Below are 23,933 nucleotides of genomic sequence, written 5' to 3' on the forward strand. Positions count from 1 at the left end.
ATTTAGCCGGCAAAATTGCGCCGGCGACCAATGGCCGCCGACGCACTTTGTCAAACGTAACGGTTGACGATGTTCTCAAGCAATTCCTGCTTGCCCGACCTTGGCTGCGGGTTGACGTCGTGGCTCTCGACATAGTGGGTGATCTCATCCAGCGAATACTCGCCGCGGAAGAGCTTCTGCGCCTCGGCAGATTCCCAGCCGGCATAACGATCGGCGAGCGGCTGCGACAGAGCCTTGTCCTCGATCATCTTGGCGGCGGCCTTCAGGCCGCGGGCGCAGCAATCCATGCCGCCGATATGGCCGATCAGCAGATCCGCCGGGTCGAGAGACTGGCGGCGAAGTTTCGAGTCGAAGTTGGTGCCGCCGGTCTTGAAGCCGCCGCCAGCCAGAACATGGTAATAGGCGAGTGCCATTTCGGGAACATTGTTCGGGAACTGGTCGGTATCCCAGCCGGACTGGTAGTCATTGCGGTTCATGTCGATCGAGCCGAAGATGCCGAGAGCATTGGCAAGCGCCAGCTCGTGCTCGAAGGAGTGGCCGGCAAGGATCGCGTGGCCCTGCTCGATATTGAGCTTCACCTCATTTTCAAGGCCGTGCTTCTTGAGGAAGCCGTAGACAGTCGCGACGTCGTAGTCATACTGGTGCTTGGTCGGCTCCTGCGGCTTCGGCTCGATCAGGATCGTGCCCTTGTAGCCGATCTTGTGCTTGTATTCGACGACAAGGTTGAGGAAGCGGCCGAGCTGATCGAGCTCGCGGCCGATATCGGTGTTGAGCAGCGTCTCGTAGCCTTCACGGCCGCCCCAGAGCACGTAGTTTTCGCCGCCGAGCTTCTGCGTGGCGTCGATGCAGGTCTTTACCGTCGCGGCTGCGAAAGCGAAGACGTCAGGATCCGGATTGGTCGCAGCGCCCGACATATAGCGGCGGTGGGAGAAGAGGTTCGCCGTGCCCCAGAGCAGCTTGGTGCCGGTTGCGGCCTGCTTCTCGGCGAAATAATCGACGATCTCGTTGAGGTTTTTAGTGTTCTCGGCAAAAGTCTTGCCTTCCGGGCGCACGTCGGCGTCATGGAAGCAGTAATAGGGCGAGCCGAGCAGCGAGAAAAATTCGAAGGCGACGTCGGCCTTGAGCTTGGCGGCCTTCATCGTGTCCTCGAACCAGGGACGCAGGAAGGTCTGCCCGCCGAAGGGATCGCCGCCCGGCCAGGTGAAGGTGTGCCAGTAGGCCACCGCAAAGCGCAGATGGTCTTCCATGCGCTTGCCCATGACGATCTCGTCCGGCTGGTAATAGCGGAAGGCCAGCGGATTGGTGCTGTCCGGGCCTTCGTATTTTACTTTCTGAATATCGCCGAAAAATCCGGTGCTCATTTTGGTTCTCCTTGGGTTCGTATCTGTTGGCAGTTCCGAATTCTTGTCTACGCCAGGGCCCCCTCATCCGCCTGCCGGCACCTTCTCCCCGATGGGGAGAAGAGACTCGCTGCGGCGCTTCTTTTCCCTTCTCCCCTGGGGGAGAAGGTGGCCCGAAGGGTCGGATGAGGGGGCCGCCGTCTCAGTTCTCAGTGCGCCAGCGACTTGATCGCCGGGTACAGCGCACGATAGCGCTTGTAAGCATCCTCATACGCGCCGCTCAGCGACGCCACCGGCTCGATCGTGCCCGCCGTCACCGGCGGCGTGCAGACCGTGATCGGATCTGCGCCCGTTGCCGCGATCAGGCCGAGGCGGGCAGCGCCGAAGGCCGCGCCGAAATCGCCGTCGGCCGGCAGATCGACCGGAACGCCAAGCGCGGTCGCGATCGACGCCAGCCAGTAACGCGAGCGCGAACCGCCACCGATTGCCGTGACGCGGGATATGCCGGTGCCGGCCGAACGCAGCGCTTCGAGATTGTCGCGGATGGCGAAGGCGACGCCTTCGAGCACCGCCTGGGTCAGAACGACACGGCTGCTTTCATGTTCAAGGCCGATGAAGGCGCCGCGGATGACGGCATCATTGTGCGGCGTGCGCTCGCCGGAGAGATAGGGCAGGAAGGTGACGCCGGTGGGCGCCTTCAGCGTCTCGCCGAGTTCGCCGGTGAGATCGGCGGCCGACTTGCCGGTCACTCCGGAATGCCAGTTGAGCGCATCGGTGGCCGACAGGATGACGCCCATCTGGTGCCAGGTGTTCGGCAGCGCGTGGCAAAAGGCATGCACGGCGCTTTCCGGCTTCGGCAAATAGGAACCGTTGGCGGCAAAAAGCACGCCTGATGTGCCGAGCGAGACGAAGGCGGCGCCATCTCTGACCGTACCCATGCCGCAGGCCGAGGCCGCATTGTCGCCGGCACCGCCGGCAACGACGACATCCCCTGATATACCCCATTGCCCCGCCAGTTCGGACCGCAGCTTGCCGGCCTGCTCGGTGCCTTCGACGAGCGTCGGCATCTGCGCCTCGGAAAGGTTGGTGGCGGCCAGCAGTTCAGACGACCAGGCGCGCTTGCCGGTGTCGAGCCAGGAGGTGCCGGCCGAATCCGACATTTCCGAGATATAGTCGCCGGTCAGCCAGAGACGCAGATAGTCCTTCGGCAAGAGCACCTTGGCGATCTTGGCGAAGACATCGGGCTCATGCTTTTCGATCCAGGCGAGCTTCGGCGCCGTAAAGCCGGGGAAGACGATGTTGCCGGTGAGCGCGCGAAAGCGCGGATCGGCATCAAGTGCCGCGGCCTCGACGTAGCTGCGCGTATCGTTCCAGAGGATGCAGGGGCGCAGGACCTTGTCGGTGGCATCGATGAGCGTTGCGCCATGCATCTGCCCGGAAAGGCCGATGCCCTTGACCGCCGCCAACTCCTTCAGATGTTTTGCCTTGAGGCCGGCGACAGCCTCCTCCGTGGCGCGCACCCAGTGGGCCGGCTCCTGCTCCGACCAGCCGGAATGCGGACGCGAGACGTCGAGCGAACCGTTGGCCGAGCCGACGATCTTCTGATCACCGTCGATCAGCATCGCCTTGACGCCGGAGGTTCCGAGATCGAGACCCAGATACATGTGGTATTTCTCCCTTTGCCGTTACGGCAGATTGTCTTTCAGGAATATGTCGAGGCGGATGCGCTCCTGCGCTTCGATGACGGCAAGCCCGTCCGCCTTGGCTTTCAGCACGCGGATCGCGCTGCGCACCTCATGGCCGGCATCCTGATTGAGGATCGCATCGATCGTGTTGTCGATCAGTGCTGCGCGCGTATGAGCGGTCAGTTCGTGGGCGATCACGGTCAGCACGCGGTCGACGGCCTTCTCCTTCAACGCCCGGATCAGGCCGCGGTTGCCGGCGCCGAGGCTGTAGACGCCGATGATCCCGGCATTCCTCGAAAGCGCGTCGGCAACGAGCCTGTGGGCGACCTCCGGGTCGTCGCGGCCTTCGAGAACCGGCAGGATCGCAAGATCGGGAAATTCCTCGGCCATGACAGCGGTGAAGCCCTCCAGCCGCTCGCGATGGTCGCGCACCAGCATGGAGCCGGCGAGCACGGCGATTTCACCCTTTCGCGGCCCGAGGAATCGTCCGAGCAGACGCGCGGCTGTGCGGCCGGCGGCGATATTGTCGACGCCGGCATAGTGATGGCGCAGCGACCCCGTGAGATCGGAAACCAGGGTGACGATGGGAAAGCGCTCGCGCACCAGCCTGTCGACGGCGGCGCGCACGTCAGGCGCATCGGTCGCAACCAGTGCGATGCCGCGGGGCTTGTCGCGGGAAAGCCCTTCGAGCACGGAGACGAGGGCGGCCGGATCGAAGGCCGGCACCTCGATGGTGCGGATATCGGTGCGCTCGGCCGACGATCGGAGGACTGCCTGGCGGATCTCGGCATTCAGCCCGTGCATGAAGGAATTGTCGCTGGCCGGGAGGATGAAGACCAGCGGATAGGTGCGCCCCTTGGCAAGATTGGCGGCGGCGACGTCTCTGACATAACCGAGATCGCGGATCGCGGTCTCGACCTTTTCCCGCGTGACGTGGCGCACACCGGGGCGCTGGTTGAGAACCCGGTCGACAGTCGCCAGACTGACACCGGCGGCGGCGGCGATATCGTGAACGGTTGGCCTCATCATTCCTCCTGACGAGACCATTAGCGCCAATTTTGATGTACGTAAATCAAAAAATCGAACAGACCGGTTCCACGTCGTTTTTTGGGACTGGTGGGTATCATCGGGCGGACGGCACGGCGCGAAAACAGCAAACAAAAAAGGCCCTCCGAAGAGGGCCTTTTCAAGGGGCGGCAGGCCGGAGGTCAGTGGCCGCCACCGCCTCCCCCGCCTTGCGGCGCGGGTTTCTTGATCATGGCGACACCGAGGATCATGGCAAGGAAGAGTGCGGTCAGGATCAGGAACACGTCGCTGAAGGAGAGAATGATCGCCTGTTTGGTGGCAAGGCCGACCATCTGCTTGATCGCGACCGAGGCGCCGTCCATGCCATAGGTGTTGAAGTTGGCGGCCATGTTGTTCATCTGGTCGATCGCCGCCGGATTGCCCCAGTCCATATTCTCCCGCAGCCGCTCGTAGTGCACGTCCTGCCGGTTGGTGAGCACGGTATTGATGACGGCAAGGCCGACGGCGCCGCCGAGGTTTCTGGTCAGGTTGAACAGGCCGGACGCGCCGCGGATGCGCGAGGGCGGCATCGTGCCGAGCGCGATGTTGTTGATCGGCACCATGCACATCATCAGCCCGAAGCCGCGCAGGATCTGCGGGATGAAGAGTTCGTAGAAATCCCAATCCGCCGTCAGATGCATCATGATGAAGGTGCCGGCGGCGAAGCTGACGAAGCCGATCACCATCATCAGGCGCAGGTCCATCTTGGTCGACAACTGTCCGGCGATCGGCGCGGTGAGGAACATCGCAAGCCCGGAGACGAACATCGTCTCGCCGATCATCAATGAGTCATAGCCACGGATGCGCCCGAGATAGACCGGGTAGATATAGGTGAGGCCATAGAGGCCGATGCCCATGACGAAGGAAAACACCGAGCCGAAGGAGAAATTCCGGTTCGCAAAGGCCTTGAGGTCGACGACGGGGAAATCCACCGTGAAGGCGCGATAGAAGAAGACGATGGCTGCAGCGCCGGAAGCGACGGCCGCGATGGTGATGTAGCTGTCGTTGAACCAGTCGTTGGAATTGCCCTCTTCGAGCACATATTCCAGCCCGCCGAGGAAGACGCCCATCGAGATCAGCCCCCACCAATCGAACTTCTTGAAGAGCGACAGTTCCGGCTTGTCGAAATCGATGAAGTTCCAGGTGACGATCGTGACGATGATGCCGGGCACGATATTGACGAGGAACAGCCAGTGCCAGGAAAAGGCATGGCTGAGATAACCGCCGACGGTCGGGCCGATGGTCGGCGCCAGCGTGGCGATCAAGCCGATGATCGGCGACACGATGCTGCGCTTCGACGGCGGGAAGATGGTGAAGGCGGCCGCGAAGACCGACGGGATCATACCGCCGCCGATGAAGCCCTGGATAACCCGGTAGACGATCATCTGGTCGATATTCGTCGCGGTCGCGGCAAGCGCGCTCGCCATGGTGAAGCCGACAGCCGAGATCGCGAAAAGATAACGCGTCGAGATGATGCGCGCCAGCGTGCCCGAAAGCGGGATCATGATCACTTCGGCGATCAAATAGGACGTCTGCACCCAGCCGATCTCGTCGCTGCCGGCCGAAAGGCCGGCCTGGATCTCCGCAAGCGAGGCCGAGACGATCTGGATGTCGAGGATCGACATGAACATGCCGAGCACCATCGCGAAGAAGGCGATGAGCTTCTTCGGATCCATGCGCTCGTCGGCATGGGCGGATGCCGCCGGCATCGTTCCCGCCGTTGCTGTCGCGCTGCCGGCCATCAGATCACCTCTGCCTTTCCTGAAGGCTTAGTTGCTCGGCGCCGTACGGGTGTCGACATCGACGACGACGCTCAGGCCCGCGCGCAGACGGCCGCTGTCGAGCGCATCCTGCGGCAGCGCGATGCGCACCGGCACGCGCTGGATCACCTTGGTGAAGTTGCCGGTGGCGTTTTCCGGCGGCAGCAGCGAAAAGACCGAGCCGGAAGCCGGCGAGATCGATTCGACGGTGCCGACGATCGGATGGTCGTCATAGGCATCGACATGGACGTTGACCTTCGAGCCTGGGACCAAATGCTGGATCTGCGTTTCCTTGAAATTGGCGTCGATATAGAGTTGTCGCACCGGAACGAGCGCCATCAGGCGCTGGCCGGGAGAGACGAGGTCGCCTTCCTGGACGGAGCGGTTGCCGACAATGCCGTCGTAAGGCGCCTTGAGCACGGTGAAGGAAAGGTCACGGACGGCCTTGTCGCGTGAGATCTCAAGCGCACGGACCGAGCCTTCGGCTTCCTTGCGCTGGGCCTGTAGGATGGTGATGTTGGCCTGTGCGGCGGTGATGTTGGCGTCGCCGCCGGCAAGATTGGCCTTGGCCTGGTCGAGGGCGATATTGGCGTTGTCGAGATCGGCGGCGGTGCCGACCGATTTCGCCTGAAGGTCGCTCTGGCGCTTCTGGGTGATCTCGGCACCGCGAACGGCCGCTTCGAGTGACACCTTCTGCGCCTGCGCCTGCACGAGGCTCGCATTCGCGCCTTCGATCTGCGCGTCGATACGCTGCAGCGAAAGCTGTTCGGTGACGATCTGGGCCTGGGCCAAGTCGAGGGCGTTCTGATAGTCGCCGTTATCAAGCGTGGCAAGCACGTCGCCCGCTTTGACTTCCTGGTTGGCGACAACGTTCACCTTCGCGACGTAGCCCGTGACCTTCGGCGAAATCGTTGCGATATCGCCCTCGATATAGGCGTCGTCGGTCGACACCATGAAGCGGCCGTTCGTCCACCATTCGTAACCATACCAGCCACCACCCGCGAGAAGGGCGAGTACGACGATCGGCAGCACCAGGCTGCGGCGCTTCTTCGCAGCCGCGGGTGCGGCGACCGAAGCCGGCGCCGACTGCGCGGGAGCAGAGGGAACTTCGCGGGCTTCCGCCGTCGGAGCTTCTACGGCCGCGACCTCGGCCTTTACCTCTTCGGTTCCGGCGTTTTCGCTGACGATACGCGCGACGTTGCTCTTCTGGTTGCTCGACATGGCCACTTTACCGATCTGGAGTAAATAATCGAACTGAACGGTTCGGTTCAGTTGACTTAAACCTGTTTTATCGTCATATCAAGAGCGTAGAACCAATCGGTTCGATTTCTTTTAAAGAACATCCGAAACCGTCAACACAGTTAAGAGGACATGACGCTGACACCCGACCACGCCGCCGTATTCAGTCCTCCCGCTGCCGGAGGCCGATTTGCCGCAGGCGAAGATCCGGCCAAGCGCCAGCAGATCCTCGCGGGCGCCAAGCGCGTCTTCATGAAGATGGGGTTCGACGCCGCCAGCATGAATGACGTGACCCGCGAGGCCGGGGTCTCCAAGGGAACGCTCTACGTCTATTTCACCAACAAGGAAGAGCTGTTTTCGGCGATGATCGAGACCGAGCGCGCCGCCTTCGTGGCGGCCGTGCGCACGGCGCTTGCCGAGCATGACAATCCCGAAGCCGGCCTGTACGAATTCGGGATAAGCTTCGTTACCCATATGACCGATGAAAAGGTCATCAGCGCGATGCGCACTGTTCTCGGCGTTCGAGACCGCATGCCGGTGCTCTGTCAACGCTTCTTCAAGGGGCCGGTCAATCTGCGCACCATCATGCGCGACTTCCTGGAACGCCACATCGCCGAAGGCAGGTTTGAGATCGACGACATCGATCTCGCCGCCGGCCAGTTCCTCGATCTCGCCAGTGGCAGTTTCTTCAAGCTGCGCCTGTTCGGAAGCATGGAAGAGCCGCCGTCGCGTGACGAAATCGAGCGCGTCATCCGCGGCGCGATCCGGGTCTTCATGGCCGCCTACGGCGCGCGCCGGCACGAGACACACCCTTGACCTCCGCGCTCCATCGGCCAAAATCCCGCAATAGCGATCAAATCCGGCTGCCGGCCTTCCTCTAAGGAAGAAGCTGCAACCAGGAGAATGAGGATGAGCGCCGTCGGACGGGCGATCTGGTTCATTGAGAGCCATTTCGAAAGCGATATATCGCTGGAAGAGATATCGGAAGCAGCCGGATTGTCGCGCTACCATCTGTCGCGCGTCTTCGGACTCGTCACCGGTCACTCGATCAGCTGCTATATAAGAGGGCGCCGCCTCAGCCGCGCCGTGCCGGCACTGGTCGGCGGTTCATCCACCATTCTCGAGGTTGCGCTTTGCGCGGGCTACGGCTCGCACGAGGCTTTCACCCGTGCCTTCCGCGACCAGTTCGGCATGACGCCGGATGCGGTGCGCAGACAGGGGCACGCCCGTAACCTTGTCTTGCTGGAGCCGATCAGAATGGACCCCGCCCACCTCAACGACCTTGAACCGCCCCGCTTCGAAACCCTGCAACCGATGCTGTTTGCCGGCTTGCAGGAGACCTACCCCTATGGCGGCAATGCCGCCATTCCCTCTCTCTGGCAGAAATTCAACGCCCATTTCGGTCATATCTCCGGCCAGAAAGGCAATGTCGCCTACGGCATCTGTACGCATATCGACGGTGAAGCGGAGAAATTCCGCTATATGGCCGCGGTCGAAATTTCCGATGCCGGCGATCTGCCGGCGGATTTTGCAACGCTCAAGCTTCCGGGCCAGCGTTACGTCGTCTTTGCCCATCGCGGCCATGTCTCCGGCATTCCAGCAACCATGAACCGGATATTTGGCGCATGGTGGCCAACCTCAGGCCTGGAGCACGGCGAGACACCCGACATGTTCGAACGCTACGACGAGCGCTTCGACCCCTATACCGGCATGGGCATCACCGAAATCTGGTTGCCGGTCAGAGCATGATGCCGGAAAGCGTCAACGGTTTTCGGACGACATCATGCTCTAACTCTTTAATTTAGAACAGGATTCAAATTTAAGGCCGACCCGACCTTAAATCATCCTTATCTAGGGAATAAAAGTCACATCGGTTTCGTATACCCCCTTGCGGCGCTTGCCTGAGAGGCCGGCAACATTACATTGCGAGCGTCAATACTCACCTGACGCAAAAGGGATATATGCTGATGCAGGAAATCATGACGCTCATTCAGGATCCGGCCGCCTGGGTGGCGCTCATCACGCTGGTGGTGATGGAAATCGTTCTCGGGATCGACAACCTGATCTTCATTTCCATTCTCACCAACAAACTGCCGCCCGAGCACCGCGAGAAGGCCCGCAAGATCGGTATCGGTCTTGCGCTCGTCATGCGTCTCGTCCTGCTCGGCACCATCGCCTGGATCGTGCAACTGACCGAACCGCTGTTTGAAGCCTTCGGCCACGGCTTCTCCTGGAAGGATCTGATCCTGATTGCCGGCGGTCTGTTCCTCGTCTGGAAGGCCACCAAAGAAATCCACCACAGCGTCGATCCGGAAGATCACGGCGAGGACTTCATCGCAAGTTCGGCCACGACAGGCTTTGCATCGGCCATCGGCCAGATCCTGCTGCTCGATCTCGTCTTCTCCGTCGACAGCATCATCACCGCCGTCGGCATGACGCCGCATCTGCCGATCATGGTAGTCGCCGTCGTCGCTGCCGTCACCGTCATGCTGGTCGCCGCGACGCCGCTTGCCAACTTCATCGAGCGGAATCCGACGATCGTCATGCTGGCGCTCGCCTTCCTGCTGATGATCGGTACGACACTGATCGCCGATGGCATGGGCTTCCACGTGCCGAAGGGCTACGTCTACGCCGCCATGGCCTTCTCGGCGCTGGTCGAGGTGCTGAACATGTTCGCGCGCAACGCCCGCAAACGCAAACGCGACGCCGCGCATTGAGGCTTGGACAGGAGGGCGCGGCGGAACCGGCGCGCCCTCAAGCACCGCTATCAGGCCTTTGCGGGCGTGGTTTTTCTTGACGCGCCCGGTTGAATATGGCCTAAGGCCAGCCGAACGGACGATCGGCGGATAGTGCGGGCGCATGCTCTTTTCCGGCCGGTTTGCCGATGAAGCTATCTGCATCCTTCCGGCCGAACGTCGCTTTCCTATGAAAGCCGTCCGGCATTCATTGACGGGCACACACAATGACAGTTTCCGGGACAGCCACCGGCGTCCGCGTCCGCATCGCTCCCTCGCCGACCGGCGAGCCGCATGTCGGCACCGCTTACATCGCTCTCTTCAACTACCTTTTCGCCAAGAAGCACGGCGGCGAGTTCATTCTGCGCATCGAGGATACCGATGCGACGCGCTCGACTCCTGAATTCGAAACGAAGGTGTTGGACGCACTAAAATGGTGCGGGCTGGAATGGAAGGAAGGCCCTGATATCGGCGGCCCCTACGGCCCCTATCGCCAGTCCGATCGCAAGCCGATGTACCAGCCCTATGCACAGGAGCTGCTGGACAAGGGCCATGCCTTCCGCTGTTTCTGCACGCCCGCGCGCCTCGAACAAATGCGCGAAACCCAGCGTGCCGCCGGCAAGCCACCGAAATATGACGGCCTCTGCCTGAATCTTGCGGCCGAGGAAGTCACCTCGCGCATGGCCGCCGGCGAGACCACCGTCATCCGCATGAAGATCCCGGCCGAAGGCTCCTGCGACTTCACCGACGGCGTCTATGGCGATGTTTCCATCCCGTGGGATTCCGTCGACATGCAGGTCCTCGTCAAGGCCGACGGCATGCCGACCTATCATATGGCTAACGTCATCGACGACCATCTGATGAAGATCACTCATGTGGCGCGCGGCGAGGAATGGTTGGCTTCGGTGCCGAAGCACATCCTGCTCTATCGCTATTTCGGCTGGGAGCAGCCGGTCTTCATGCATCTGTCGCTGATGCGCAATGCCGACAAGTCGAAGCTGTCGAAGCGCAAGAACCCGACCTCGATCTCCTATTACTCCGCGCTCGGCTATATCCCGGAAGCACTGATGAACTTCCTCGGCCTGTTCTTCATGCAGATCGCCGAAGGCGAAGAGCTGCTTGATATGGACGCTCTCTCCGAGAAGTTCGATCCGGAGAACCTCTCCAAGGCCGGCGCGATCTTCGACATTCAGAAGCTCGACTGGCTGAACGGCCGCTGGATTCGCGAGAAACTGTCGCAAGAGGAATTCCAGGCGCGCGTGCTGACCTGGGCGATGGAAAACGACCGCTTGAAGGAAGGCCTGCGCCTGTCGCAGACACGCATTTCCAAGCTCGGCGAACTGCCCGACCTTGCGGGCTTCCTGCTGAAATCCGATCTCGGCCTGCAGCCTTCCGACTTCGCCAAGATCAAGTCGCCGCCGGAAGAGATCCTGGAGATCCTCAACACCGTTCAGCCGGATCTCGAAAAGATCCTGGAATGGAATGTCGAGACGATCGAGGCGGAGCTGCGCGCGATCGCCGATCGCATGGGCAAGAAGCTGAAGGTCGTGGTCTCGCCGCTCTTCGTCGCCGTGTCCGGCTCGTCGCGCTCGCTGCCGCTCTTCGATTCCATGGCGATCCTCGGCCGGTCCGTTGTGCGTCAGCGCCTGAAGCTCGCCTCGCAGGCGGTCGCCGCCCTCGTCGGCTCGAAGTAAGAACAGTCAGAGGATTTCGACAGTGGCTGACAACAAGACCGAAAACACCCTTTCCTCCGACGCGACGGAAGTGCGCGCCCAGAAGCTGAAGCTGCTGCGCGAGCAGATCGGCGAGGTCTATCCGGCGCATTTCCACCGCACGATGACCAATGCCGACCTCATCGCGAAATATGAGAACCTGGAACCTGACGTCGAGACGCAGGATGTCGTCACCGTCGCCGGCCGCGTCTACTCGTCGCGCAACTCCGGCATGTTCATGGACATCCACGATGCCGGCTGCAAGATCCAGATTTTCAGTCACAAGGACACGACCCCGGAAGAAGCCCGCGCGCTTCTGCCGATGATCGACATCGGCGATATCATCGGTGTCACCGGCATCGTGCGCCGCACCAAGCGCGGCGAGCTGACGGTCAACGCGCAGACGATCACCGTGCTGACGAAGTCGCTGCTGCCGATGCCGGAGAAATGGCACGGTCTCTCCGACATCGAGCTGCGCTACCGCAAGCGTCACCTCGACATCATGACCAACGAGGATTCGAAGCTGCGCTTCCAGCAGCGCTCGAAGATCGTCTCCGGCATCCGCCGTTTCATGGAAGATGACGGCTTCATGGAAGTCGAGACGCCGATGCTGCATTCGGTCTATGGCGGCGCCACCGCCGAGCCGTTCAAGACGCATCACAACACGCTGAAGCTCGACATGTACCTGCGCATCGCGCCGGAATTGTTCCTCAAGCGCACGCTGGTCTCGGGGCTGACGGACAAGGTCTTCGAAATCAACCGCAACTTCCGCAACGAAGGCGTTTCCACCCGGCACAATCCCGAATTCACCATGATGGAGTGCTACTGGGCCTATGCCGACTACGAGGACATGATGGATCTCGTCGAGCGGCTGTTCGAGGGCTTGGCGCTTTCCATTCACGGCACGACGGAATTCGACTTCGTCGACAAGCGCATCTCCTTCAAAGGACCGTTCAGGCGCGTGCCGATGCCCGACGCCGTCAAGGAAGCGACCGGCATCGATTTCCTGGCGATCAAGACAGATGAAGAAGCGCGCGCCGCCGCCAAGGCTGCCGGTTTCGCGGTCGAGAAGGATTGGACCTGGGGCGAATGTCTCGCCTTCATCTTCGAGGAGAAGGTTGAATCCACGCTGATCCAGCCTGCCCATGTCACGCATTTTCCGAAGGATATCTCGCCCTTCGCCAAGGAGGTGCCGGGCGAGCCGCGCCTCGTCGAGCGGTTCGAGACCTATTGCAATGCCTGGGAGCTCGGCAATGCCTTCTCGGAACTCAACGATCCCGAGGAGCAGCGCCGCCGCATGGTCGAGCAGCTCGAACAGGCGCATGCCCGCGGCGAAAAGGAAAAGCAGCTGGACGAGGAATTCCTCGACGCCATCGACCAGGGCATGCCGCCGGCAGGTGGCCTCGGCATCGGCGTCGACCGTCTCATCATGCTTCTGACCAATGCGCCGTCGATCCGCGACGTCATCCTCTTCCCGGCCCGCCGCAGCAAAGCCGACTGACAGAAAGAAGCGCACAAAAACAAAGCGGGGGGCCGGCGGGCACTCCGCTTTTTTCATGCCCGCTGTTCAGTGGGTTTTGGCGGCTTCAGCCGGCGGCTCTTCGGCCGGCGCATCTGCGCCGTGGCCGCCTGCAGCCGGCGCGGCTTCGCTTTCGGCTGCCGTCGCTGCGCCATGCCCGCCGCCTGCGGCCCTCTTGCCCTTTTCCTCGCTTTTGGTCGAGGCAACGGCGACCGGGTCGACGCAATCCTCGGGGTCCTTGAAAGCGTCGCTGATCATGGCGATTTCGTCGGACGGCATCTCAATCCGCTCGCCGAAGAACAGCCCGTTTTCGCTGGCCTTTCCGTCGTAGTAGCGCGCTGTATAGGGCTTGTCATCAAGACCGGGAACGGTCTTGTCGGGATGCGGGATATAGACGACGTCGGCGCCGATCGCCCGGCCGCGAATGTCGGCGCGTAACGTCGGGCCGTTTTCGTCGAGCACCACCACCTGGACCAGATCCGGCTTCTGCGCGGCATAAACGGCCTGGGCAACACGAAGCGCGGTCTTGACCCGCGTCATCCCGTCAGTCGGTTCGGTCTTGATGTATTTGCGCACCCAGACGTGATCCTGCTTCCTGATCGTCACCAGGTTGACGTCGCTGCATTCGAGCCCGTAGCCGCCACTAGTTGCATCGATCAGCCTGTCCTTGCCGACATAGACCGCCGCACCGCCAGAAACGCCCACGAGAAGAGCGACTCCGCCAATGATGATTGCCAATTTCCGGGAAGGCCGGAATATGCGCAGTAAGGCCTTCACGCCAACTGCTCCGCCATCTGAAACTCCAACGCAGGACAAGTGCTGAGAATGCTAAAGAAATGACGTTTCCGAAAGTTTAAGTGGGCGTGTGAAGCCTGCGCCATTTTGAGAAAACACCAAAAAAGGTCCGCATTCCCGACCGCTTGCCACGGCCTGTTCCGCCATGCTCTAAACGCCCATGGCCTTCACGCTTCGCCAGGTTCAATATTTTGTCGCCGTCGCCGAACAGGGTTCGGTGACGCGAGCCGCGCAGAACCTTTCGATCTCGCAATCCTCGGTGACGGAAGCACTGAAGGAGCTCGAAACCGACCTCGGAGTCGAGCTCTTCGAGCGCCATCCGCGCGGCCTGACGATCACTCATAATGGCCACCAGTTCCTGCGTCACGCGACGAAGATCCTGGCCTCCGTCTCCGACGCACGGACCAGTTTCTCCGGCCAGCAAAGCGCCCTCTCCGGCACGCTGAACATCGGCGTCACCTCGCTTGTCGCCGGCTACGTCCTCTCCGACCTGCTGGCGCGATACCGGCGCGCCTGTCCGGGTATCGAGGTCAGCGCCATCGAGGACAATGGTGGTTACCTCGAACATCTCCTGGTCGGCGGCGAATTGGATGTCGCCGTCATGGTGATATCCAACCTGCGCGACCGCATGGCGCTGCAGGCGGAGATCTTGGAAACCTCGCCCTATCGACTATGGCTGCCGATGGGCCATCCGCTGGTGTCGGCCGACATCATCTCGATCGCCGACATCGCCCGCGAACCGCTGATCATGCTGACGGTCGACGAAATCGAGGAGAATACCGGCAAGCTGCTCTCGGCACTCGGCGCCCGCCCGCATGTCGCCTTCCGCACCCGTTCGGTAGAGGCGGTGCGCAGCCTGGTTGCAACAGGCGCCGGCGTGGCCCTGCTTCCCGATCTTGTCTACCGCCCATGGTCGTTGGAAGGCGACCGCATCGAGAGCCGCGACGTCTCCGGTTCGCTGCCGGTCGTCCAGGTCGGCATGGTCTGGCGCAAGGGCTCCAGCCTGCCGCAGGCGGCGCGCGATTTTGTCGGCATTGCCGAAAGCCTGCGCTCCGGTCGCATCCGCTGATATCGGAATTTCCGATACCGTCTTTCTGATAAATGAATTTGCGAAAGCGGCTTTTTCGCGTCACCTTTTCATCCGGGAACAAACCGCCACAGAAGTGGCAAACCGGGAGACGGATGATGACGAATCTGTTGAAAACCAGCACGGCAGCGCTCGCCTGCCTGAGCTTCGCGACGCAGGTGATCGCCGCCGAACCGCTGAAGGCGCTCGGCAAGGGCGAAGGTGCGGTCAGCATTGTCGCCTGGGCCGGCTATATCGAACGCGGCGAAACCGACAAGAACTACGATTGGGTCACCGACTTCGAAAAGGAGACCGGCTGCAAGGTTTCCGTCAAGACCGCCGCCACCTCGGATGAAATGGTGTCGCTGATGAACGAAGGCGGCTTCGATCTTGTCACGGCATCGGGCGACGCCTCGCTCCGTCTCATCGCCGGCAAGCGTGTCCAGCCGATCAACACCGATCTGATCCCGAGCTTCAAGACCGTCGACGAGCGCCTGCAGAACGGCCCGTGGTATACGGTCGGCGACGTGCATTACGGCGTGCCCTATCTCTGGGGGCCGAACGTGCTGATGTACAATACCGATGCCTTCAAGGACAAGGCGCCGACCAGCTGGAACGTCGTCTTCGAGGAGCAGACGCTGCCCGACGGCAAGTCGAACAAGGGCCGCGTCCAGGCCTATGACGGCGCGATCTACATCGCCGATGCCGCCATGTATCTGATGGCCCACAAGCCGGATCTCGGCATCAAGGATCCCTACGAACTGACCGAGGACCAATACAAGGCTGCCCTCGACCTGTTGCGCGGCCAGCGCAAGCTCGTCTCCCGCTACTGGCACGATGCGATGATCCAGATCGACGACTTCAAGAACGAAGGCGTCGTCGCCTCCGGCTCCTGGCCTTTCCAGGTGAATTTGCTGCAGGCCGACAAGCAGAAGATCGCCTCCACTTTCCCGGAGGAAGGCGTCACCGGCTGGGCCGACACCACCATGCTGCACGCCGACAGCGAACATCCGAACTGCGCCTATATGTGGATGGAGCATTCGCTGAAGGCGAAGGTCCAGGGCGACGCCGCCGCCTGGTTCGGCGCCGTGCCCTCGGTTCCCGCCGCCTGCAAGGGCAACGAACTGATGGGCGATAGCGGCTGCGCCACCAACGGCTTCGATCACTTCGACAAGATCAAGTTCTGGAAGACCCCGGTCGCCAAATGCACGACGCAGAGCGAATGCGTGCCCTATCATCGCTGGGTATCGGATTATATCGGCGTGATCGGCGGGCGATGAAACTGGCCGGTCCGCTGGGGTAAAGTCCCCTCCCCACAAGGGGGCGCTGAGTGGCACCGCCGAATCCTGCTGAAACACCAAGGTATTTGCGAAGGGGTACGGCAGGTTAAGCCCCTCCCCCTTGTGGGGAGGGGATTGGGGCGGGGTCTTTTGTTGGCCAAGACCGAGCCTCTCTGAACACACACGACCCGGAGCCCCCAATGACGTCAGCCGTCCGTTTCCAGCAGGTATCGCGCCATTTCGGCCAGGTTCGCGCCGTCGACGGCGTCGATCTCGAGATCGCGCCCGGCGAATTCTTTGCCATGCTCGGGCCATCCGGCTCCGGCAAGACGACGTGCCTGCGATTGATCGCCGGCTTCGAACAGCCGACCGCGGGCCATATCCAGATCTTCGGCGAGACGGCTGACGGCGTTCCGCCCTATCGCCGCAACGTCAACACCGTGTTCCAGGACTACGCGCTCTTTCCGCATCTCAATATCCTCGACAATGTTGCCTATGGGCTGATGGTCAAGGGCGTCGGCAAGGCGGAGCGGATGAAAGCGGCAGGCGATGCCCTCGAGCTCGTCAAGCTGCCGGGCTACGGCGCCCGCCGCCCCGGCCAGCTGTCCGGTGGCCAGCGCCAGCGTGTGGCGCTCGCCCGCGCACTGGTCAACAAGCCGAAGGTGCTGCTGCTCGACGAGCCGCTCGGCGCGCTCGACCTGAAGCTGCGCGAGCAGATGCAGGAAGAATTGAAGAGCCTGCAGCGCGCGCTCGGCATCACCTTCGTCTTCGTTACCCACGATCAGGGCGAGGCGCTGTCCATGGCCGACCGCGTCGCCGTCTTCAACGATGGCAATATCGTCCAGCAAGGCACGCCGCAGGACATCTACCGCTGCCCGAAGACCCGCTTCGTCGCCGATTTCGTCGGCTCGTCGAACGTCATCGCGCCAGAGCTGATGGCCTTGCTCGGCGGCGAGAAACGCTGGGCGAGCCTCCGCCCCGAGGCGATCCGACTGGCAAGCGACGGCGTCGAGGCGAAAGTCGAAAATGCAAGTTTCCTCGGCGCGGCCACCCGCCTCAGCGTCGATCTCAAGGGCAGCCGGCTGCATGTCATGCTGCCGGCCGGCGCGCCGGTGCCGGATCTCGGCGCCGGTATCCGCCTCGCCTGGCAGCCGGCCGATATCCACTACATGGATGATGCGGCATGACGGCGCTCACCATCACAAGCGACAAGACGTCGATCCTTGCCGGCCGAGGCGGGTTCTTCGGCCAGCTGTCGGATGCCTTCTGGCGGCACCCGAAGCTGCTGCTCTTCCTGATGCTGACGCCGCCGCTGCTCTGGCTCGGCATCATCTATATCGGCTCATTGATCGCCCTGCTTCTGCAGAGCTTCTTCTCGATCGACGATTTCTCCGGGCTGGTGAATACCGAATTCACCCTCTCGACCTATGCCCAGCTGCTGAATCCTGCGAATTTCGATATCATCATCCGTACCCTGGTGATGTCGGCGCTGGTCACCCTCGCTGCCGCCCTGATCGGCTTCCCGATCGCCTACTATGCGGCGCGCTATGCGCAAGGCAAATGGAAGGCGCTCTTCTATCTCGGCGTCATGCTGCCGCTCTGGTCGAGCTATCTCGTCAAGATCTACGCCTGGAAGCTGATCCTCGCCAAGGAAGGTATCCTCACCTGGATCTTCGAGAAGCTCCATCTCTCCTGGCTGCTTGACGCGACCCTGAACCTGCCCGTCATCGGCGGCAATTCGCTTTCGGTGAGCTACCTCGGCACCTTCATCGTCTTCGTCTATATCTGGCTTCCCTACATGATCCTGCCGACGCAGGCGGCCCTCGAGCGTGTGCCCGGCAACCTGATCGAGGCCTCGGCGGACCTCGGTGCCACGCCGCGCCAGACCTTCCGCACCGTGCTCCTGCCCTTAGCGCTCCCCGGCATCGTCGCTGGTTCGATCTTCACCTTCTCGCTGACATTGGGTGATTACATCATCCCGCAGATCATCGGCTCGTCCAGGCTCTTCATCGGCCAGGCCGTCTATGCCCAGCAGGGAACGGCCGGCAATGTGCCGCTCGCCGCCGCCTTCTCCGTCGTGCCGATCGTCATCATGGCGCTTTATCTGTCGCTCGCCAGAAAATTGGGGGCTTTCGATGCGCTCTGACCTCAAGAGATCGCCACTGCCCCTGAAGATCGCCGCTGCCGCCGGGCTGCTCTTCCTGCACCTGCCGATCCTGCTGATCTTCGTCTACGCCTTTACGACGGAGGAAAAGAGCTATCAATGGCCGCCGCCCGGGCTGACCCTGCAGTGGTTCACTGTTGCCTGGAACCGGCCGGACGTCTGGTCGGCGCTCAGCCTTTCCGTGCAGGTCGCCGTCATCGCCACGGCGATCGCGCTGGTCCTCGGCACGCTCTGTGCGGCGGCCGTCAGCCAGACGAAATTCTTCGGCCGCGAGGCGATCTCGCTGCTGGTCATCCTGCCGATCGCCCTTCCCGGCATCATCACCGGCATTGCGCTGCGCTCCGCCTTCAGCCTGTTCGACATCCCGTTTTCGGTCTGGACCATCGTGCTCGGCCACGCCACTTTCTGCGTGGTCGTCGTCTACAACAATGCGGTTGCCCGCTTCCGCCGCACCTCCGGCTCGCTGATCGAGGCCTCGATGGATCTCGGCGCTGACGGCTTCCAGACCTTCCGTCATGTCATCCTGCCGAATATCGGCACCGCCCTTCTGGCCGGCGGCATGCTTGCCTTCGCCCTGTCCTTCGACGAGGTCATCGTCACCACCTTCACCGGCGGCCAGCAATCGACCTTGCCGATCTGGATGCTCGAAGAACTCATCCGCCCGCGCCAGCGCCCTATCACCAATGTGGTCGCCATGGTCGTGGTGCTCGTTACGTTCCTGCCGATCCTGGCAGCCTATTACCTCACCCGCGATGGCGACCAGATCGCCGGCGCCGGCAAATAAAGGGAGAACATCATGGACATCCAAATGCTGATCGGTTCCCGCTTCGAAAAAGGCACCGAGACGGAAGAGCACATTCTGAACCCGAAGACGGGCGAGACGGTGATCGACCTTGCGGAAGCCTCGCTCTCCCAGATCGACGCCGCCGTCGATGCCGCCGAAAAAGCCTTCACAAGCTGGTCGCAGACGACGCCGGGCGAGCGCTCCGGCTACCTATTGAAGATCGCCGACGCGATCGAGAAGGATGCCGTCGGCTTCGCCACACTGGAGGCGCTGAACTGCGGCAAGCCGATCAATGCGGTGCTGAACGACGAAATCCCGGCGATCGTCGATTGTTACCGCTTCTTTGCCGGCGCCGTGCGCAACCTGCACGCACCGGCGGCCGGCGAATATCTGCCCGGCCACACCTCGATGATCCGCCGCGATCCGATCGGCATCGTCGGCTCGATCGCGCCGTGGAACTATCCGCTGATGATGATGGCCTGGAAGCTGGCGCCGGCCATTGCCGGCGGCAATACCGTCGTCTTCAAGCCTTCGGAGCAGACGCCGCTGACCGCGTTGAAGATGGCGAAGCTGCTCTCTGAACTTCTTCCCGAAGGCGTCGTCAACGTCATCCTCGGCCGCGGTGAAAGTGTCGGTAACGCCCTGATCAATCACGCCAAGATCGGTATGGTCTCGATCACCGGCGATGTTGCGACCGGTAAGAAGGTGCTGCAGGCCGCGGCCAAGACGGTCAAGCGCACCCACCTGGAACTCGGCGGCAAGGCGCCGGTCATTGTCTTCGATGATGCCGATATTGATGCGGTCGTCGCAGGCATCCGCACCTTCGGCTATTACAATGCCGGCCAGGACTGCACCGCTGCCTGCCGCATCTATGCCGATGCCAGGGTCTACGACAATTTCGTCGCCGATCTCTCCTCGGCCGTCTCGAGCATTCGCTTCAACCAGGCCGACGACACCGAAAACGAGATCGGCCCGCTGATCTCCAAGCGCCAGCGCGACCGCGTCGAAAGCTTCGTCACCCGCGCTTCCGAACACAAACACATGGAGATCACCGCCGGCGGCAAGGTTTCCGGCGACAAGGGCTTCTTCTTCACGCCAACTGTCATTGCGGGCGCCCTCCAGGACGACGAGATCGTCCGCCGCGAGGTTTTCGGCCCGGTTGTATCAGTCACTCGATTTTCCGATGCCGACGATGCCGTCGCCTGGGCAAACGACAGCGATTACGGCCTGGCCTCCTCCGTCTGGACCAAGGATATCGGCCGCGGCATGAAGACCGCCGCCCGCCTGCAATATGGCTGCACCTGGATCAACACGCATTTCATGCTCACCAACGAGATGCCGCATGGCGGCCTCAAACAGTCGGGCTACGGCAAGGACATGTCTGTCTACGCGCTGGAGGATTATACCGCCGTCCGCCACGTGATGATCAATCACGGCTGACCGGCGGGAAAGGCAAGGGTACGAACTTCGACGCAATGCCCATCGGTAGCACCGGGAGGGTGCTCCCTAGAGATCGCCATTCCATTCAAGCGATCTGGAACATTTTCCCGGTTGCCGCGTCTTTCCCAAGCAAACGCAAAGGATGATGTCATGCTGAAATGGGCTCTGATATTTTTCGTGATTTCAATCATCGCCGGGTTCTTCGGTTTCTCAGGCGTCTCCGCAGCGACTGCGACGATCGCACGCGTTCTCTTCGGCATCGCGCTGGTAATCTTCCTGATCTTCCTTGTGCTTGCGCTGATGGCCGGCCAAGCGATTTTGTGAGCCGTCGCGAACCGCGGCGCGCAGCCTGAAGCGTGTCGCGCAAAACTGTGGAGCGGTTTTGCGAACACGACATGTGGAAAGTGAAGACCTGAACGTCGCAAGCGATCTGAATGATCGCGACGCGTTTTACATTCTTTCCGACACACGATTCGGAAGAGAGGTTGACATGGAGGGGCGGCGCGGCCTCTCGCCCCTCTGCTCGGCGTTCCGGTAACGGGCGGCGATCCCTTGGATCCCGCCGCATATTCCCTATGCCATCGTCATTCGTTCTCTTGCCAAGTTAAACCTGACCTCGGTGCATCTTCAAGACAACACCGCCCTGAGCCAGGGATGCATCCCGGCCCGCGTTCTCAGCAGCTTGTCGATCGATATCGATCCCGCACCCGAAGCCGAGAGCACGAACATGCCGCCGGCAATCGCCAGGTCCTTCTCGAAATGCAGCAACTCGTTCTGGCTCGCAAAATTCGTGTGGAAGAGCAAGGCGGTCGCCAGGCAGAAGAGTGCCAGTGCCAGTGCGCCAAGTCGGCAGAAGAAGCCTGTCGCGATAGAAAGGCCGGCGCCGATCTGAAGGGCAATGGTGGCAAGCGCGACCGGCGCCGATAACCCCAGTTTTGCGAAAATGTCGATGGTCGCCGTGATATCTGCCGCGAGCGACCAACCTTCGTGCAGGAAGATCAGCGACAGCAGAAGCCTGCCGAGGAGAAGAATGAGATCGGCCAGTCGGGGCCGGCTTGAGGCGCTTTCCATCATATCCTCCGGTTTGAAGAGCAGGTGGTTAGCCCGCTCATGGCAAGGCGCATTATAACAGGCTCGCCCCGACATTGATCGCAAGCGCCAGGATTGTCGTGTTGAACAGGAACGACAGCACGGCGTGCAGCAGCGTCAGCTTGCGCATGCTGGTCGAACTGACCGCGACATCCGCCGTCTGGGCAGCAACGCCGATGGTGAAGGAGAAATAGAGGAAATCCCAGTAGCCGGGCTCTTCGATCCCGTCGGGAAACTTGAGACCGCCCTCCTCGTCCGCCCCGCCGTAGAAATAATGGGCATAGTGGATCGTGAAGAGCGTATGCAGGAAGATCCAGGAGATCAGGATCGTCAGAACCGCAACACCCGCCCGCGCCAGCGCGACGTCTGGTGCCGCCTCCTTGATCGAATGAAGCTCGAGGCCGATCCCGGCAATGCTGGCAAGTGCGGCACCGATCGAAAGAGCCAGCAGCACGGTGTCGGAGAAATCGAGATCCGCCGAGCGTTTCCGGATGCTTTCAACCGTCGCCCGCAGCATCTTGCGCCAACTGAGCGTAACAAAAACGCCGGCGCTGACATTCCAGCCGAACAGGATATTGCCGGCGCTGACTTCGCGAGAGGTGAGCGCCAGGAAGACCACCAGTCCGGCAACAACGGCGATGATGAAGCTCGCATGCTTGTAGGCAAATGCCGCAAGCGAATTTGCCCGTTCCTCATCGGCCATATCGGTCCCCGGCAACATATGCCCTTGATAACAGCATGAAAAAGGCGCGCCTGCCAACCGGCAGCCGCGCCTCAGATTGTATGCCGCGCCTTATCAGGCGGCGGCGAGCTGCAGTTCCTTCTGCACCATGGTGCGCAACGTTCCAAGATCCTTGGCGAAGGCGCGGATGCCTTCAGCGAGTTTTTCCGTCGCCATCGCGTCTTCGTTCATCATCCAGCGGAAGGTCTTCTCGTCGACGGAGACCTTCGGATCCGGCTTGCGGCTCTCCGGCGAGAGCTTGCGCTCCAGCTTGCCTTCATCCTTGGCGAGCTCGTCGAGCAGGTTCGGGCTGATGGTCAGGCGGTCGCAGCCGGCAAGGGCTTCGATTTCGCCGGCGCTGCGGAAGGAGGCGCCCATGACGATCGTCTTGATGTCGTTCGCCTTGTAGTAGTTGTAGATTTCACGGACGGAGATGACGCCCGGATCTTCCTCGGCCGTATAGTCCTTGCCGGTCGACTTCTTGTACCAGTCGAGGATTCGGCCGACGAAGGGCGAGATCAGGAACACTTTGGCGTCGGCGCAAGCGATCGCCTGGGCCTTGCTGAAGAGAAGCGTCAGGTTGCAGTCGATGCCTTCCTTCTGCAGCACTTCCGCGGCGCGGATGCCTTCCCACGTGGAAGCGAGCTTGATGAGGATGCGGTCCTGGCCGATGCCGCGATCCTTGTAGGCGGCGATGATTGCGCGCGCCTTGGCAAGCGAAGCCTCGGTATCGAAGGAAAGATCGGCGTCGACTTCGGTCGAGACGCGGCCCGGGACGAGCTTCACCAGGGCTGCTCCGACGGAGATGGCCAGGCGATCGGCGACGGCTGATGAAACGGCTTCGGGATTGCCGCCCTGCTTCTTGCCCCAGGCGACGGCTTCTTTGATGGCGTCGGCAAACATCGGCGTGCCGAGAGCCTTGAGCACGATGCTCGGGTTCGTCGTGCAATCCACAGGCTTCAGGCGGGCGACGGCTTCGATGTCGCCGGTATCAGCGACCACGGTGGTAATCTCGCGGAGTTGGTCAAGCTTGGATGTCATGGTCCATAATCCTTGTTGAACTTGGGCTGCGACCGGCGCGAGTTCCGCCGGGCAAAGGTGATCTACCGACAGGTTGTTTGCATGCTGCAGGCGAAAATGCGCGCATCCGTCACGGATGATTCATAAACGTGAAGGACAGTGGCCGTGTTCCGGCCGCGAACGAACGGCTGCTCAAACGCAAGCGGTACCGCTTGCAGCTGGAAGGCCGGTCGTGACTTTCGGCATGCCCGCACTATGTCCTCCTCGGACGGACAAGAACGACGTGTGTCACCCGGACTATCGCCATTCGCCTTGCGAAAAGTCAAGGACATTTGTGCATTTCAATTGACATAAGTGTCACACCCGTCATTATCCCCGGCAACAAAAGCGTCGCTAAGGCCTTCATCCCATCAGGGATTACAGCGCCGCGCGTCTTTTCGGACGCGCAAAGGACGCTGTAACACTTTGAATTACTGCATAATTTTATCCTTAAATCGATCCCGATTTAAGGAATTATGC

General features: G+C 61.5%; 21 protein-coding genes. 12 read left to right on the forward strand and 9 right to left on the reverse strand.

Features of this window, described 5'->3' with window-relative positions; all coding sequences use genetic code 11:
- Positions 1-50 precede the first annotated feature (50 nt).
- The 5 genes from xylA to FY112_RS17915 form a co-directional block, all read right to left on the reverse strand.
- Complete coding sequence (xylA, locus tag FY112_RS17895; RefSeq protein WP_077979444.1) at positions 51-1,361, reverse strand: xylose isomerase; 1,311 nt, start codon at positions 1,359-1,361, stop codon at positions 51-53.
- A gap of 188 nt (positions 1,362-1,549) precedes the next feature.
- On the reverse strand, positions 1,550-3,004 hold the full coding sequence (xylB, locus tag FY112_RS17900; protein WP_151518991.1) for a xylulokinase: 1,455 nt from the start codon (positions 3,002-3,004) through the stop codon (positions 1,550-1,552).
- A 21-nt stretch (positions 3,005-3,025) separates the two neighbouring features.
- On the reverse strand, positions 3,026-4,051 hold the full coding sequence (locus tag FY112_RS17905; RefSeq protein ID WP_151519009.1) for a LacI family DNA-binding transcriptional regulator: 1,026 nt from the start codon (positions 4,049-4,051) through the stop codon (positions 3,026-3,028).
- Positions 4,052-4,233: 182 nt separating this feature from the next.
- Positions 4,234-5,832, reverse strand: coding sequence for a DHA2 family efflux MFS transporter permease subunit (locus FY112_RS17910; protein WP_151518992.1), 1,599 nt, complete (start codon positions 5,830-5,832; stop codon positions 4,234-4,236).
- A gap of 27 nt (positions 5,833-5,859) precedes the next feature.
- Entirely contained in the window at positions 5,860-7,071 is a 1,212-nt protein-coding gene (locus FY112_RS17915) for an HlyD family secretion protein (RefSeq protein ID WP_151518993.1), read from the reverse strand.
- A 150-nt stretch (positions 7,072-7,221) separates the two neighbouring features.
- Between FY112_RS17915 and FY112_RS17920 the strand changes: the two genes are divergently transcribed.
- The 5 genes from FY112_RS17920 to lysS all read left to right on the forward strand — a co-directional run bounded on the left by FY112_RS17920 (position 7,222) and on the right by lysS (position 13,037).
- On the forward strand, positions 7,222-7,905 hold the full coding sequence (locus tag FY112_RS17920; RefSeq protein WP_151518994.1) for a TetR/AcrR family transcriptional regulator: 684 nt from the start codon (positions 7,222-7,224) through the stop codon (positions 7,903-7,905).
- A gap of 93 nt (positions 7,906-7,998) precedes the next feature.
- The gene (locus tag FY112_RS17925; protein ID WP_017962169.1) at positions 7,999-8,838 is read left to right on the forward strand and encodes an AraC family transcriptional regulator; all 840 of its coding nucleotides are present in this window, start codon (positions 7,999-8,001) and stop codon (positions 8,836-8,838) included.
- Between the two features lie 218 nt (positions 8,839-9,056).
- Positions 9,057-9,806: a TerC family protein gene (locus FY112_RS17930; protein WP_026158892.1), complete on the forward strand. Its 750-nt coding sequence runs from the start codon at positions 9,057-9,059 to the stop codon at positions 9,804-9,806.
- A 245-nt stretch (positions 9,807-10,051) separates the two neighbouring features.
- Complete coding sequence (gltX, locus tag FY112_RS17935) at positions 10,052-11,518, forward strand: glutamate--tRNA ligase (RefSeq protein WP_017962172.1); 1,467 nt, start codon at positions 10,052-10,054, stop codon at positions 11,516-11,518.
- Positions 11,519-11,540: 22 nt separating this feature from the next.
- On the forward strand, positions 11,541-13,037 hold the full coding sequence (gene lysS, locus FY112_RS17940) for a lysine--tRNA ligase (protein ID WP_151518995.1): 1,497 nt from the start codon (positions 11,541-11,543) through the stop codon (positions 13,035-13,037).
- 66 nt (positions 13,038-13,103) lie between these two features.
- Here lysS and FY112_RS17945 read toward each other — a convergent pair whose 3' ends face one another.
- The gene (locus FY112_RS17945; RefSeq protein WP_151518996.1) at positions 13,104-13,832 is read right to left on the reverse strand and encodes a hypothetical protein; all 729 of its coding nucleotides are present in this window, start codon (positions 13,830-13,832) and stop codon (positions 13,104-13,106) included.
- 178 nt (positions 13,833-14,010) lie between these two features.
- Between FY112_RS17945 and FY112_RS17950 the strand changes: the two genes are divergently transcribed.
- The 7 genes from FY112_RS17950 (at position 14,011) to FY112_RS17980 (ending at position 20,908) form a co-directional block, all read left to right on the forward strand.
- Complete coding sequence (locus FY112_RS17950) at positions 14,011-14,919, forward strand: LysR family transcriptional regulator (protein WP_017962175.1); 909 nt, start codon at positions 14,011-14,013, stop codon at positions 14,917-14,919.
- A 116-nt stretch (positions 14,920-15,035) separates the two neighbouring features.
- Positions 15,036-16,196 carry an ABC transporter substrate-binding protein gene (locus FY112_RS17955; protein WP_131718801.1) on the forward strand — a complete coding sequence of 387 codons (1,161 nt, stop codon included), beginning with the start codon at positions 15,036-15,038 and terminating at the stop codon, positions 16,194-16,196.
- Between the two features lie 200 nt (positions 16,197-16,396).
- Positions 16,397-17,383: an ABC transporter ATP-binding protein gene (locus FY112_RS17960; protein ID WP_017962177.1), complete on the forward strand. Its 987-nt coding sequence runs from the start codon at positions 16,397-16,399 to the stop codon at positions 17,381-17,383.
- Positions 17,380-18,342, forward strand: a complete 963-nt coding sequence (locus FY112_RS17965) for an ABC transporter permease (protein ID WP_131629338.1) — start codon at positions 17,380-17,382, stop codon at positions 18,340-18,342. Before FY112_RS17960 ends, FY112_RS17965 begins: the two co-directional genes overlap by 4 nt.
- Positions 18,332-19,144, forward strand: a complete 813-nt coding sequence (locus FY112_RS17970; protein ID WP_131710254.1) for an ABC transporter permease — start codon at positions 18,332-18,334, stop codon at positions 19,142-19,144. The genes FY112_RS17965 and FY112_RS17970 overlap by 11 nt, the downstream gene beginning before the upstream one ends.
- A gap of 12 nt (positions 19,145-19,156) precedes the next feature.
- The gene (locus FY112_RS17975; RefSeq protein WP_131718800.1) at positions 19,157-20,584 is read left to right on the forward strand and encodes a gamma-aminobutyraldehyde dehydrogenase; all 1,428 of its coding nucleotides are present in this window, start codon (positions 19,157-19,159) and stop codon (positions 20,582-20,584) included.
- 150 nt (positions 20,585-20,734) lie between these two features.
- On the forward strand, positions 20,735-20,908 hold the full coding sequence (locus FY112_RS17980; protein ID WP_003552965.1) for a DUF1328 domain-containing protein: 174 nt from the start codon (positions 20,735-20,737) through the stop codon (positions 20,906-20,908).
- Positions 20,909-21,211: 303 nt separating this feature from the next.
- On the opposite strand, the gene FY112_RS17985 is transcribed toward FY112_RS17980, so the two are convergent.
- The 3 genes from FY112_RS17985 to tal form a co-directional block, all read right to left on the reverse strand.
- Positions 21,212-21,658, reverse strand: a complete 447-nt coding sequence (locus tag FY112_RS17985; RefSeq protein WP_017962181.1) for a DoxX family protein — start codon at positions 21,656-21,658, stop codon at positions 21,212-21,214.
- Positions 21,659-21,707: 49 nt separating this feature from the next.
- Positions 21,708-22,376 carry a DUF1345 domain-containing protein gene (locus FY112_RS17990; protein WP_026158893.1) on the reverse strand — a complete coding sequence of 223 codons (669 nt, stop codon included), beginning with the start codon at positions 22,374-22,376 and terminating at the stop codon, positions 21,708-21,710.
- 93 nt (positions 22,377-22,469) lie between these two features.
- The gene (tal, locus tag FY112_RS17995) at positions 22,470-23,435 is read right to left on the reverse strand and encodes a transaldolase (RefSeq protein ID WP_003543075.1); all 966 of its coding nucleotides are present in this window, start codon (positions 23,433-23,435) and stop codon (positions 22,470-22,472) included.
- Positions 23,436-23,933 lie beyond the last annotated feature (498 nt).

It is taken from the genome of Rhizobium sp. PEPV16 (genome assembly GCF_008919455.1).
Taxonomy (GTDB): Bacteria; Pseudomonadota; Alphaproteobacteria; order Rhizobiales; family Rhizobiaceae; genus Rhizobium; species Rhizobium leguminosarum_Q.